This window comes from Dehalobacter sp., assembly GCF_030063005.1.
GTDB classification, from domain to species: domain Bacteria; phylum Bacillota; class Desulfitobacteriia; order Desulfitobacteriales; family Syntrophobotulaceae; genus Dehalobacter; species Dehalobacter restrictus.
In genome coordinates this window covers 28,428-41,415 of record NZ_JAPDHR010000012.1, presented here as the reverse complement: position 1 = coordinate 41,415, position 12,988 = coordinate 28,428, and the positions used below count along the sequence as shown (strand labels likewise).

At 42.2% G+C, this 12,988-nt stretch carries 12 protein-coding genes and 2 pseudogenes; 4 read left to right on the top strand and 10 right to left on the bottom strand.

Annotated elements, in window-relative coordinates; translation table 11 throughout:
- Positions 1 to 31: 31 nt before the first annotated feature.
- Positions 32 to 877 (bottom strand): formate dehydrogenase accessory sulfurtransferase FdhD, encoded by an 846-nt coding sequence (gene fdhD / locus OKX56_RS03175; RefSeq protein WP_019225864.1) that lies wholly within the window; start codon positions 875 to 877, stop codon positions 32 to 34.
- Between the two features lie 341 nt (positions 878 to 1,218).
- Here fdhD and OKX56_RS03170 point away from each other — a divergent pair, with 341 nt between their 5' ends.
- Complete coding sequence (locus OKX56_RS03170) at positions 1,219 to 1,596, top strand: ferritin-like domain-containing protein (RefSeq protein WP_019225863.1); 378 nt, start codon at positions 1,219 to 1,221, stop codon at positions 1,594 to 1,596.
- 26 nt (positions 1,597 to 1,622) lie between these two features.
- Here OKX56_RS03170 and OKX56_RS03165 read toward each other — a convergent pair.
- From OKX56_RS03165 to OKX56_RS03145, 4 genes and pseudogenes are all read right to left on the bottom strand, one after another.
- Positions 1,623 to 2,390, bottom strand: a pseudogene (locus OKX56_RS03165) (amino acid permease); the annotation flags it as partial.
- A 349-nt stretch (positions 2,391 to 2,739) separates the two neighbouring features.
- A pseudogene (locus OKX56_RS03160) lies at positions 2,740 to 3,350 on the bottom strand (histidine phosphatase family protein).
- A complete protein-coding gene (locus OKX56_RS03150; RefSeq protein ID WP_019225845.1) occupies positions 3,313 to 4,479 on the bottom strand; it encodes a DVU_1551 family NTP transferase in 1,167 nt (388 codons plus the stop codon). The pseudogene OKX56_RS03160 and the gene OKX56_RS03150 overlap by 38 nt, the downstream one beginning before the upstream one ends.
- A 568-nt stretch (positions 4,480 to 5,047) precedes the next feature.
- Positions 5,048 to 5,668: a TetR/AcrR family transcriptional regulator gene (locus OKX56_RS03145; protein ID WP_019225843.1), complete on the bottom strand. Its 621-nt coding sequence runs from the start codon at positions 5,666 to 5,668 to the stop codon at positions 5,048 to 5,050.
- Positions 5,669 to 5,846: 178 nt separating this feature from the next.
- Between OKX56_RS03145 and OKX56_RS03140 the strand changes: the two genes are divergently transcribed.
- Positions 5,847 to 7,268: a DHA2 family efflux MFS transporter permease subunit gene (locus OKX56_RS03140; protein WP_019225842.1), complete on the top strand. Its 1,422-nt coding sequence runs from the start codon at positions 5,847 to 5,849 to the stop codon at positions 7,266 to 7,268.
- Positions 7,269 to 7,353: 85 nt separating this feature from the next.
- Here the strand turns inward: OKX56_RS03140 and OKX56_RS03135 are convergent, their stop codons facing one another.
- Positions 7,354 to 7,710, bottom strand: coding sequence for a winged helix-turn-helix transcriptional regulator (locus tag OKX56_RS03135; protein ID WP_019225841.1), 357 nt, complete (start codon positions 7,708 to 7,710; stop codon positions 7,354 to 7,356).
- A gap of 125 nt (positions 7,711 to 7,835) precedes the next feature.
- Here OKX56_RS03135 and OKX56_RS03130 point away from each other — a divergent pair, with 125 nt between their 5' ends.
- Positions 7,836 to 8,141, top strand: coding sequence for a pyridoxamine 5'-phosphate oxidase family protein (locus OKX56_RS03130; RefSeq protein ID WP_019225840.1), 306 nt, complete (start codon positions 7,836 to 7,838; stop codon positions 8,139 to 8,141).
- 253 nt (positions 8,142 to 8,394) lie between these two features.
- Here the strand turns inward: OKX56_RS03130 and OKX56_RS03125 are convergent, their stop codons facing one another.
- The 4 genes from OKX56_RS03125 to OKX56_RS03110 all read right to left on the bottom strand — a co-directional run bounded on the left by OKX56_RS03125 (position 8,395) and on the right by OKX56_RS03110 (position 11,874).
- Complete coding sequence (locus OKX56_RS03125) at positions 8,395 to 8,538, bottom strand: hypothetical protein (RefSeq protein ID WP_019225839.1); 144 nt, start codon at positions 8,536 to 8,538, stop codon at positions 8,395 to 8,397.
- Between the two features lie 14 nt (positions 8,539 to 8,552).
- The gene (locus OKX56_RS03120; RefSeq protein WP_019225838.1) at positions 8,553 to 9,716 is read right to left on the bottom strand and encodes a uroporphyrinogen decarboxylase family protein; all 1,164 of its coding nucleotides are present in this window, start codon (positions 9,714 to 9,716) and stop codon (positions 8,553 to 8,555) included.
- 3 nt (positions 9,717 to 9,719) lie between these two features.
- Positions 9,720 to 10,358: a cobalamin B12-binding domain-containing protein gene (locus tag OKX56_RS03115; RefSeq protein WP_019225837.1), complete on the bottom strand. Its 639-nt coding sequence runs from the start codon at positions 10,356 to 10,358 to the stop codon at positions 9,720 to 9,722.
- 79 nt (positions 10,359 to 10,437) lie between these two features.
- Entirely contained in the window at positions 10,438 to 11,874 is a 1,437-nt protein-coding gene (locus OKX56_RS03110) for an MFS transporter (protein WP_019225836.1), read from the bottom strand.
- A 178-nt stretch (positions 11,875 to 12,052) separates the two neighbouring features.
- Here OKX56_RS03110 and OKX56_RS03105 point away from each other — a divergent pair, with 178 nt between their 5' ends.
- Positions 12,053 to 12,931 (top strand): LysR family transcriptional regulator, encoded by an 879-nt coding sequence (locus OKX56_RS03105; protein ID WP_019225835.1) that lies wholly within the window; start codon positions 12,053 to 12,055, stop codon positions 12,929 to 12,931.
- Positions 12,932 to 12,988: the final 57 nt, after the last annotated feature.

Genomic DNA, 12,988 nt, shown 5'->3' with positions numbered 1-12,988 from the left:
CAAAAGAACTAAAACCGGATCAAACTGCGTCCTAGAACAAGAAATCCTTGATTTGGCTGTCAGAGGTTTCAGCCAGCCTTTCCGGGCAGGCATAAACAGTACCTTTGCCTCCTCTGACATAGCCGAGAAGTGTAATGTTATATTCCCGGGCAAGCCTGATGGTTGCTGTTGTGGGCGTCGATTTGGAAACTACCACGGGTGCTCCAAGCCTGATCATTTTCATGAGCATTTCCGAAGTAAGTCTGCCGCTGATAAAGACCATGCCATTTGCGGCTAGTTCCATCTTGTTTGCCTTCATCAGTATTCCTGTCATTTTATCGAAACAGTTGTGCCGGCCAATGTCTTCATTTAGCACTTCAAATCCGTCAGTGTGAAATAAGACACTGTGGACGCCTCCAATCGTATGAAATATCTCAGACTGTTCAATGAACTTATCCATGATTGTCAAGATATTTCCTGCGGAAAAAGTGGATTTGTTCGTGCTGACGGCGTACTGCGTCTTTTTCAGCGGATTAATGTAGGTATAACACTTGCCACAGCCGGAAGTGATGCTTCTCAGACTTTCACGTCTGTCAATAACGATTCCTTCTCTAAGTTCAATCAGCACTGCCAGCATTTTCTCATTGTATTCGATGCTTTCGATATCTTCATAAGAACCAATAACACCCTCATTATATAGAAAACCCAGGGCCAACTCCTCGTGATGCCGGTTCAGACAGAGAACGGAAACAAGTTCCTGTCCATTGACTATCATTTTAAGGGACACTTCGGCGATAACCTTTTTCGCCGCTTCTTTCATCACAATGGCATCATTTTCTCTTTGGATTTCTACTACCTCAAATTCTTCGTAGACGATTCCTTCGTCAGCAGCATTCATTTTTTACCCTCCAAGCAGCAATATTGCATTTGTATCCTCCAACAGTATCGGAGTTGGTCTTTCTTATCTGCAGCGATTTCCTGGCTGAAAGCCCCACCCTATTTTACCACTAAAATAAGATTTACTGAAATTAATAGGGCGTGATTCATAATCAATCCGAATAGATTCAGTATATTTGCAAGGCATTTCATCAATAATAGAATAGACTTATGAAAGATTTTTTAGTACAAGCATTAAGACATTGAGTCAGTCAGGTGGTGGAATAAAAGCTGGATACTGACGGAATCATTGCCAAGCTCAACTGGTTTTACAGCCTGGAACTGAACCAGGTTGATCTTTATATGGCTCAAAGTAAGATAGTCAAAGATATCTATATCAGCAAAGTATTGGAACGATCATCTTATATTGAACAGCAGCATGTCGATAATATTGCTGCCCAAATACGGAAATACGGCAGTGAGCCGACCGTTTTGGGGGATATTGTTTCCCCGCTCCTGGGAAAGACTGCCGGAAATATTACGGCTGCGTTTGGAATAGTCCCCCTGCTAAAAGCCGATATTCTTCTGGAGAGAAAAGCAATGAGTGATTATAAAGACTTGATTTTGAAAATCGGAAAAGATCATACGTTGTTTTCTGTCCTGTGGGCCAATCTCATTGACGAAGATCTGCACACGGCCTGGTTTTCAAATAAAGTTCAGGAACTAGAGGCTTTCCGTTAAATTTTTTTAGACAGGATTCACTAGGATCATTCTGGCTTTTTGTCTGCCTGAGAATCCACTTTTTCTATTAAATCTCTGGAGAATTCTACGGACAGTTTTGTTTTACAAGTATTATGGTTTAATCGTTTATTATTGGCTGTATTAGCGATATTTGTTTGTAATTTATTGATCCGGGTTAGAAACATATAGAGGACATAAAACACAGCAATCATGATGATCCCTGCAATAAGACCTGTTCCCTGCCCGGAGATAAATGGCATACTTAGGATAATCATGATCAGACTCAGAAAAACAATCCAGGTAGAATAGGGGTATAAAGGCATCTGACACTTGCCTGATGGCGGACACCCATATTTCTTTCGAAAGCGTAAGTGAGTCGCCATAATTACTGCATACGTAAATAACAAAGCAAACCCACCGGAGCTTATCAAAAACAAGTATACACTTGGGAGCATAAGACCAATGCCCAATCCTGCAAGCATGGCTAAACCAGAAATCAGTATTCCCCGATACGGGACATTTCCTTGATCCTTTAACCAACTGGGTGCCTGACCTTCTTCGGCAAGAGACCGCATCATTCTGCCCAGACCAAACATCGCTGCCAGCATGGTAGAAAGTATCGCTGTTATGAGTACAAAATTAATGACGTTGCCCGCCCAGCCGATTCCCCATCTATCAAGCGCAGCTACCATGGGACTGAATTTTTCACTTAGACTGGAGGTGGGGATTAACGGAAGCAGCACAGCAATAGAGACAATATAAAATCCTACCAGAATTAATACTGTGTGGGAAATTACTGAAAAACCCAGCTTCACGCCAAATTCAGAAACCGGTTTGGCAATATGTCCGCCCCCGAAAACAAGAAGCCGCGGCTGCGGGAAAAATGGTTCAATGATGGTAAGTTTTTGTTCCGGGTCTTCAACCCTTTGCAGTTCACCTATTGTTAAAGCTTTTTGCAGCAACGGGTGAAGGGCGGACTGGTTTAGATTGTCTTCGGTATATAAGGTTTTAGAAAAACAGGACTCCATTTTAGTAACCATTACGACTTTTTTCCCTGCATTTAACGCAGTCAGTAAGTTTTGGTAGATATTCATATATGCTGATCTCCCCTTTCTAATCTGTGGATTTTTTTTACAAGATTTTTCAGTGAATTGAAAATTGATTGTTTATACGCTGGACTGTATAATGCGACTTATTTTTTTTAATGATATTAATCCCTGCATAATCCTGTTTGATGCTGAAAAGTTGCTGCAATGGAAGCTGCAGCAGATGACAGAGGATGACCCTGTTCACTCCGGCATGTGCTACAATCACGGTATCCTCATCCGTGCTTTCTACGATTTTTGCAAAAGCGGGCACCACCCTTCGGGCAAGATCGGCAAAACTTTCGCCCTCCGGCGGACGATGATTGGCAATGTCTTTTCCCCTTTGTTCAAATTCATCGCGATTCAAGCTTTGAATCTCCTTGAAACTTTTACCCTCCCATTTACCCAGGTTGATTTCTCTTAAATCCTTCATTTTTACAGGTCGACATAGCCTTTTTTCCCCGATCATCCTTGCTGTTAGCTCAGCTCTCAACAGATCGCTGCTGTAAACCGACCGGACATTTTGATCACGAAGACTACACCAAGCTGTTTGGCCTGCTGTAGCCCCAGGGAGCTTAAACCCGGATTCGACTGCCCCAGATAGCATTTAATTTCACGCTGATGAACAGCTTCAGCATGTCTTACAAGAAAGATATTTCTTTCCGTCATCTTCTGCTCCATCTTCTATTTGAAGCCCCAGTATTTTTTCCAGCTTCAAATTTAACTTGCCTTCAATATTTTTTTTGATTTGCTGCGCAATTTCCATGCGCCTGACGATTATTCGCTGAATATCGGCGTCTTCCTGATATGTTTCAATCTGCTGCCGAAACCGTGTCTCAAGGCAAACCAATCGGTCTCCCTGTACCATTTTATCCGCCAGGTATACAACAGCATATTCATTAATCACCTTTTGATACTGCTCAGGCAAATCCATATGAAAACCAATTATGTCCGCTACCTCAGGGTAATCTAGCGCTGCAACAATTTGCTGTCCCTTGCGGGCATGATCCCTCTCCCCTTTGGCAATGTCATGCAAAAGGGAACTTGCCATTACTAACCCGAGATGAAGCCGTAATCCATGGCTGTTCAAATGCTCGGAAATGATTCCCGCAACTCTGGTTACTTCCTGAACATGACGAAAAACCGGGTCTTTCGTTTGATGATTCTTGAGAACTTTCAGGCATTCCTCACGGGAAGGATAGTTGGAAAGCGTGTTCTGTAAAGCATTCCTGTAGTCTTCTTCCGTATCCAAATCCAGTAATATACCTGCATCTTCAACAGGAATTTGAAGAGATTCCTTCACTTTCCGGCTAAGCAGCAGTTTCAGCCCGCCCTCCGGTTCATTTTCTAAAATGGCTGACCGAAGCCTGGCCGAGATTAAAGGAGGATGTCCCTTTTTCCCATGATAGACAGGATAAACCACGTCAGGGCATCTCTTGGCATAGGCTTGGCTTAACTGCCGGATCGTCTTCGAATTGATGAAAGGATAATCTGCAGGCAACAGAAAGAAAGCTGCAATCTCATCACTCAAAGTGGCAACTCCGGCCTGAATCGAAGAATACATTCCCCGGTAATAATTCTGATTGCTAACCACTCGAACACCCATGCGTCTGAGCACCGGTTCCAGCAATTCAGCCTTATAACCGCTGACTACCCTGATATCCTCTATTCCTGCCTCCTCAAATGTCTTGACTGTCCTTTCAATTGCCAGGGAAGATGCCAGCGGTAACAGCGGTTTGAATATCCCCATTCTTGAAGAATATCCCGCTGCCGGAATGATAGCTGCTATCTTGTCCACTTCCGTCACCTCACACAAACGCTTTCAATTTTGCTGTAAAATGCCCCTATTTATCGTAAGTGCCGGAATAAGTTTTATAGACTTCCTCTCATGTACCGTAGTATACAGTTCCGGCATTTTTATCTCATTATTACTGAAAATAGTATTTTTCTATCATCTAAAAAGATAGAACGCGATGTATCGGCACGATACAATAGCGTTCTTTGATGTGCGCCCGAATGGATAACCGTTCAGTAAGAAATAATTCCCATGTTCGCCGAAATGATGTAGTTTGCTATAAAGGGTATGGAAAAATTGCCCGCCAATTTGTCCTGATGTTTGGTAATAATCCTTTCAAAAGCGGCAATAGTCCGTCTATTAAATCGTTCATGAGTTTTTCTAAAAAATCTTCTTTATCTATATAGTTCCTATAAAATGTGGCTCTAGACAAGCCTGAATAATTCACCAGATCTTGAACGGTAAACAGAATCTTCGTATTTGCCGGAAAAATTTTGCTTTTCCATCTTGTTATATTCTTCAAAAATTATTTATTTCCTTTAATTTCCTAGAGCAAATTCAACTCGTTTTTTTACTTCTTCAAGTGAGCCGAATTACCTGAAACAAATATGATATAGACCTGTTCCAAAAGCATTTCGACCGAATAACCGCGTACTTCTCTCTGGAACAAGTAAAAATCACTTGCGAAAGTTGTGAGCAGCATGTCAGCTCTAAAAATACTGTTAGCTACCGGGAATTCTTTTTCATTTATCTCTTCGAAAAGATCGACAAATATTTGGCTTAATTGATGATACAGCGGACTCCCGTCTTTGGATTTACGTTTTGGCGCAATGTCCCCAACACCTTTAAGTAATTTTGCTTTATTTTCTTTGAATTGGATAAATAGCCTGAGAACCCCCTTCAATCGCTTGCTCGGCGGCTCCTTCCGTTCTTCTTCCAAGTATGCTTCTGTCTCCTCGAAAAAAAGAACAATGTTATCTTTGATTAAATCAAGACATAATTCACTTTTGTTACTATAACGGCGATAGAGCGTACCAGATCCTATTCCGGCTTCTTTGGCAATTTGATTCATACTAACTTGCTCAACATCATTTTGCTCAAATAGCTTAAGAGCAGCATCCAATATGCGTTGACGATTCTCAGCCGCGTCACGGCGTTCCGTCCGCGTCTGTGAACTTTTTTCGTCATTCATTATTGCATCACTCCTAAAATTCAAGAATAAGTACCTTGACAAGCGGAGAGATCTCCGCTTATTATAAGTGATAAGGTTCTCCGTTTAATATTAACTTAATCAAATAGAGATTGCAATAAATGCAATAATACCCTTGGTATGAACCCGCAGAATATTTGACTAAAAGAGGTATTTTTTTATGGAAAAAGAGCTGTCTTCCCCAAAAGTCAATAACGTTATCATTGTTGCCATCCTTATGTCAGGAACGTTTATTGCGACTTTAAATCAAACTTTAATTTCTACCGCACTGCCCCATTTAATGAAGGACTTGAATATTACAAGCAATACGGCACAATGGCTGACCACAGCTTTTATGCTTGTGAATGGAATCATGATTCCGGTTACGGCGTTTTTAATTCAAAAATTTACAACGCGAGCGTTATTTTTTACGGCTATGGTTTTGTTTGGATTAGGCACCTTAATCTGTGCCGTGGCTCCAGGCTTCTCCTTTTTGTTGGCGGGCCGTGTGGTTCAGGCCTCAGGCGCCGGGATTTTGATGCCGCTTATGCAAACCGTTTTATTCGTGATTTTCCCGTTTGAAAAGCGAGGAACCGCCATGGGAATTTATGGGCTGGTAATTTCTTTTGCCCCGGCAATTGGACCAACGTTGTCCGGTTGGATCATCGACCATTATTCATGGCGGGTTTTATTTGAGATGCTTTTACCTATCGCTGTTGCCGTTTTGGTCGCCGCCTATTTTTTATTAAAAAACGTAACCGAATGTACCTCTCCAAAGGTCGATGTGTTGTCGATTCTTTTATCTACGCTTGGCTTCGGCGGTCTTCTGTATGGGTTTAGCATAGCGGGGAATGCCGGCTGGGGGAGCTATCAAGTAATCTTCACCATCATCGGCGCCGCCATTGTGACAGGCTGGTTTATTTTCCGTCAGCTGAAGTTAGATCAACCGATGCTTGAATTCAGGGTGTTTCAGTCAAAGATGTTTACGCTGGCAATGACGCTTATCATCATTGTTTCTATTGCCTTTATCGGTGGGATGACGATATTGCCAATTTATATGCAAAATATGAACGGCTATTCTGCTCTGGAGTCTGGTCTGATGTTGATGCCGGGTGGCATCATCATGGGGGTCTTGTCGCCGATAACTGGACGAATATATGACAAGATTGGTGTCAAGCTGCTCACCAACATCGGACTGTCCATCGTGACTGTCAGTATTTTTATGCTTACACATCTTCGTTTGGAGACATCATTTACTTATCTGGCAGTGGTCAATTCAGTTACGATGATTGGTTTTGCTATGGTGATGATGCCCCTCACCACCGCGGCATTAAACCAATTACCAGCAAAATTAATCCCGCACGGGACCGCAATGAATAATACCCTGCGGCAAGTGGCAAGCGCCATTGGAACGGCGGTTCTTGTCTCGGTGATGACGAACAGCGCGTTAAATCCTAAAGTGTATGGCATGGAGGGAGCTATTCATGGCGTCAACGTGGCCTTTATGGTGGTGACTTGCATCAGCATAGTTGGCGTGGTTCTGTCGTTCTTTATCAAAGGAACCCGCTCGGAAGAAAAAAGTGCCCAAGAAAAAAGTGCCTAATAGCACCATGAAAATTGATTTGTTTACAAAATTCTGTTGTTAAACATTCATTTGAGCAGATACATTTCTTTGTATCTGCTCAATGTTATTCAGACTCCTGAACCTGAATCCCCCAATGTGCAAGTTGTTTTAAAATCGGCATCAAGTCACTACAAAGGTCCGTCAATGCATATTCAACCCTCACCGGCATCTCCATATATTGTTTACGGCAGATAAGACCGTCTTCTTCCAATTCCTTCAATGAACTTGCCAACATCGTATTTGTTATGCCTCTAATCTTACGTTTCAGTTCATTGTACCTTGTTATACCGTCTTGATTAAGCGCGCATAGAATGGGTACTTTCCATTTTCCGCCTATTAACCTTAATGCGCTTCCTAATGGACAATCCTCCATACATGGGCAGTTATTTCTGCATGCGCTGTTGTTTCGATCGTTTTTCATAGTCAGTTTTTCCTTACCTACTCATCATTTTCTGCGTACTTGAAAAATAAAATCCAGGTAGTAATATTGTACTAGGTAGCAAAACTAAAGTAAAGACGATCAAAAAATATTAAGGAGATGGCGAGATGGTTATTAATGAAGAGATCAAAGCAGTTATTGAAGGTTCGGCCTTTCTCTCTCTTGTCACACTGGGTGCAGATGGCATTCCTCACCCAATTATTGTTGGCAAAGGCGAAGTTGTAGGCGACACAGTTGTCTTCGGCATTTACAAAATGGACGTAACACAACAGAATTTAGCAGCTGACAAAAACATATGGGTTGTTGCAGCCACAATGGACGGCGGACCTAAAGGCTATCGTCTCAATGGTACAGCTGAGGTCAAGGATAAGAAGCTCATTTTCACCCCAGCAAAAGTTGATGCGCTGATATAGACCTTCTTTCTAGCGCCAGTTGACACGAATATAAAACAGGAATCCATGAAAAAGCCAGGATTTTTTCCTGGCTTTAGGCTGTGTAAGTAATCTGCAATTTGTTATATTATCTTTTGGTATTCTTTCATTATTCATGGTTAAGGTTATACCATCACAGTTACTCAATTATACAAAGTGAATAAAAGACAACCGGAATCAGCCCGGTTGTCTTACTTACTTTGCTTAATTTAATTTAGTTCCTTATTCCTTTGTTTTAGAAGAGCGCCAGAAAAGTTACATAAGCAAAAATCATTTCCTGTCCAATATCCCAGCTCATAGCCATTGCAGGATCTTTGTCTGCGAGCTCTGGATGCTCTTTAACGATATCACTCCAAGAGATCAACAATAGTTCTTCCATTGAAGCACCTCCTATTAATAAATACCATACTCCATGACAAACTTGTTTACGGCGATGATGTTTTCCGGCCTACCTGTGATGATTTCCTTATCGGTGCAAAATACATATCCGCCGCCTGGGGCCAGAATGTCTACTAATTCTTTGGCCTTGGCGATACATTCTTCCTTCGTACCAAATTGCAGTAAGGTTGCCGGATAAAGTCCCGAAATACACATGGTATCTCCGAGTTTATCCTTGATCTCTTTAGGGTTCCCGTATTCGAACCAGCCCATGGATTTCTTGGCAGGCAGCTCTTGCAGGTGATCGTAATAACGTGACCAATCACCTTCATAAATCGGAACGACAATGATATCCTGGGAAGCAAAAAACTCCATAATCTCTTTAAAGGACGGCCAGTAAAACTTGTCAAAGTCCGATGTTTTCAACATCGTTGGTAAATGCATCGGTATATAAACAACTTTGGGATATTGCTTTGGCGGAACCATATTAAGCTGGCTCATGCCAAACTTGATGACCAACGGTGTAAACGCTCCTATCGCTGCTAAAAGTTCCCCTGGACAACGTCGGATATCCAAGAATGCGTTTTTGATGCCGCGGAAGAAATCAGCAATCCAATCCATCGGGTGAATAATCGTAGCATCAACAAGTTTGGGCATTCCATATTGCGCGGCAAGTGCACCGACGATAGCTCCGGATTGTGCCCCAAACATGCCGAATTTCATAGCTCCTTTAGCCAATGCCAAATCTTTTGCCGGTGAAGGTTTGGCCAGTTCGGCGTATTTCCTGGGCAAGATTTTTCCTGCCAAAAACCTGAACGGATCTTTGGCAAACTCCGAATATTCATCAGCTGTCATGATTTGGGCATGCTCATCCGAATACTGTACGACAGTACTGTCACTCAAATAATGAAATGCTTTGCTCCCTAATGCCTGATAAACACCGCCTGGCCTGGCAAAGTAGCGATGAACCATGTCCAGCGGGATTTCAGTGACCACTTTCATCATGGCTTTACGGCCTTTATCCATATCCCAGTTGGTTTCTGCATCGCTATACCCTGCAAACTCGGCGCACCAAGAACCATAAGTTCCAAGCACAGGTACGCGGTCCGGCTGCTCCAGATTAAAGGCTTTGTATACCCGATCTAAACGTTCTTGATACAGATTCATCATATCGCTCATGGATCAGCCCACCCATCCTTGGCATATTTTAACCCCTTCAGCGGCATTTGTCGTAAAGGCATCCGCACCAATGCTTTGACATACATTCTCATTCACAGGTACTCCACCGATAATCACCTTGACTGAATTTCTAAGACCTGCTTCAGTAAGGCCGTCAACGGTCTCTTTCATGCTATCCAGCGCCAGCGTCAATACGCCGCTTAAACCGACTATTTCTGGGTTGACCTCTTTAACCTTGTCCACGATCTGACTGACCGGGACATTGATCCCCATGTCGATGACCTCAAAACCTGCGGCTTCTACCATGGATTTGAAAATATTTTTGCCGATGTCATGAAGGTCTCCGAAAACGGTAGCCAAGACAATTTTTCCGCCTTTTGCTGAGGAGCCTGCACTTAAAGCCGGTTTGAGCTTGTCCATGACATTCTGCAGCACTTCCCCGGCAAAGACCAGGTCCCCGATAAAGTACTCGCCCGAGTCATAGCGCTCACCTACGAGCGTCATACCTTGCTGACAGGCTTTAACAATTTCTTGGACTTCTGCGGCGTTGCCGTCTTTGCTGAGCATTTCATCAATCGCCTTGTTTAATACGTCTTCGTCCAAATCGGACATCGCTTGAGTCAGGACTTTTGAATCCACCACTTCAAGTCATCCTCCTTATTTTATACCCGAGAGGCAGTAATCACGCTGTATTAATAAGACAACTTGTAATAAAAGTAATCTAACTAGCAGCAATTCCATTATTAGAAGAAACTTTATTGCGTATTCCGATAACCAATAGACAAGCTACACCCATGAGAATACCATCTAAAATCAAAGCTGATCCCCAATTTCCTGAACCTCCGCGAAGCGCACCGGAGATTACCGGAGCCAAAATAGCACCGATCTCAGAAACGAGATTCAATGTGCCGAACGCTGCGCCGCGTAAATTGGCCGGCGCGTTCTCTGAAGCCAGAGCGTGTCCAACTGGACATAAAGCGAAGTAGATCAAACCCGAAAGAAATAGTATGACGGATTGAATAACCATATCTTTTCCACCGGTTGTTACATAGGCCGTGAAGATAAAGATGAATAATGTCATTAGCGCTAACATGACGATAAATATATTACGGCGGCCATTGGGTTTATGGGAAACCATATCGGATATTTTACCGCCCAAAGGAAAACCGATTACTCCGGCAATGGCATTAAATGATATAACAAGAAGCGCCGCAGTGAGCGTTCCGCCACCAAAATCTTTGACAATGGCACCGCCCCAAAAACTATAAAACCAGAGATGCCATAATAAGGGGATGTGTACAAGGTAGATAAGAATAAGGTTTCTATCCTTTAATACCGGTCCAACTTCGCCGCCTTTGGTAACGACAATATAGCCTAAGAATACAATGGCCAAGAAGGATAAAATAACAGCAATCATTACATCACTTAATCCTATCGTATTTGCCGCAAAATAAATAGCCATGATGACAATCATGAAGACTATGGAATATTTAGACAAATTGATTATGGCCTTCATGTAATTTTCGGGAACGCTTTTATCTTCCGGCTTTAAAGCAATCCGCATGATTATAGCCACGACAATTGAAACTATCCCCAGAACTATAAACGGCATTTTCCATGCATTCTGACCTAAAACAGACTTACCCGCATTTATCAAAGGTATTGTTCCAACCAAAGCCGCCGACAGCCCCACAGTAAGCCCTGCCATAACGACACCCATTCCTAAACCAAGCTTCTTGGGGGGAGTTACCTGGGCGACCAGGGATCGGTCATTTGAATAAAGAACTCCTTCACCTAACCCGGTTAATACGCGTAAAGCAACAAAAACCATCAAGCCGCCAATCAAACCGGTAAAAAGTGTCGTAATTCCCGCCCAGAAGATACTGATAACAATGATTGTGCGGTAACCAAATTTATCTCCGAAGTATCCTCCTGGGAATTGTGTCAGCATGTATCCGGCAAAAAATAAGCTTCCCAGTAATCCGCCAAGGGCATACGGGTTTGCAGCAGCGCTCAAAAAACCCACCTTATTGGCAATCATCCAGTTCACCACCGGACCGGTACATGCGCGGTCAGCATAAGATACGACCCACCCAATAAACAACATTGCCCATACCGTATGGTAGCTTTGCCATCCTTTTTCTGTTTGTTCAGTCATAAATAGACCCCTTTCATACTTAATTTGTTTGGCTCAAAGATATTTATCCTCCAGAAGCATTTTTAATAATTTTTTGTATTTTCTAAAAATTAGTTTATCAGGAAACAATAGATATGTATAATATATATATAGTAATATATGCATATGATTTTCGTATCATATTTAAGAAGGGGTACTTATGGATATACGTCAATTACGTTACTTTCGGACAATTGTCGAAAAAGGACAGATCACGCTGGCAGCAAAAGCTTTGAATATAGCCCAACCCCCTCTGAGCCAACAACTCAAGCAGCTCGAAGACGAACTGGGAACGTCATTAATCATCAGAGACTCCAAACATTGGGAAATAACTGAGGCTGGAATATTGTTGTATCAACGTGCAGTAGAAATGATGAATTTAATGGAAGATACCAAAAAAGAAGTCAAAGAATTCAGAGATGGAATTCGAGGTACGCTACTCATTGGATCGTCGTCAACTTGCGTTTCCTTACTGCCTGGCCGGATTAAACTTCTTCAAGATCAATATCCAAAACTTTATTTTAAGTTATTGCTAGGCGATTCGCGTTGTCTTGAAGAACTGTTGGAGAAAAGATCAATCGAGGTTGCATTGCTATTACTTCCTGTTAAATCCAAGGAAATTAAAGCTCTCCGTTTGCCCAAAGAACCGTTTGTGGTTGTAATACCATCAGACTGGAGTATTTTTTTTCCTGAGGATACTATAAGTTTACAGGATATTGTTACTTATCCTTTCCTTCTGTTGAGAAGAATCGAAGGAAGAGGTTTGTATGAGGAAATCCTAGAAAAGTTTAATGCGTACGGCTTGATGCCTGATGTGATATTCGATTGCTCTGATATTTCTACACTGCTTACTTTAGTTACTTTGGGAGTTGGGTTGACTCTAGTCCCCAAATTCAGCATCAGCCCTGTTTTTAATGAAAAGATAAAAATTCTGCATATTAAGGAATCTTTCCTTGAAAAGGAACCTGCAGTTGTATGGATAAAGGACAGATATTTGTCCAAGGTAACCAAAAAATTCCTTGAGACATTCTCAGAATAAATTTGGACTTTCTCTTTCACTTTGGTTCAATTATGCAGAGTGAACAAAAGACAACCG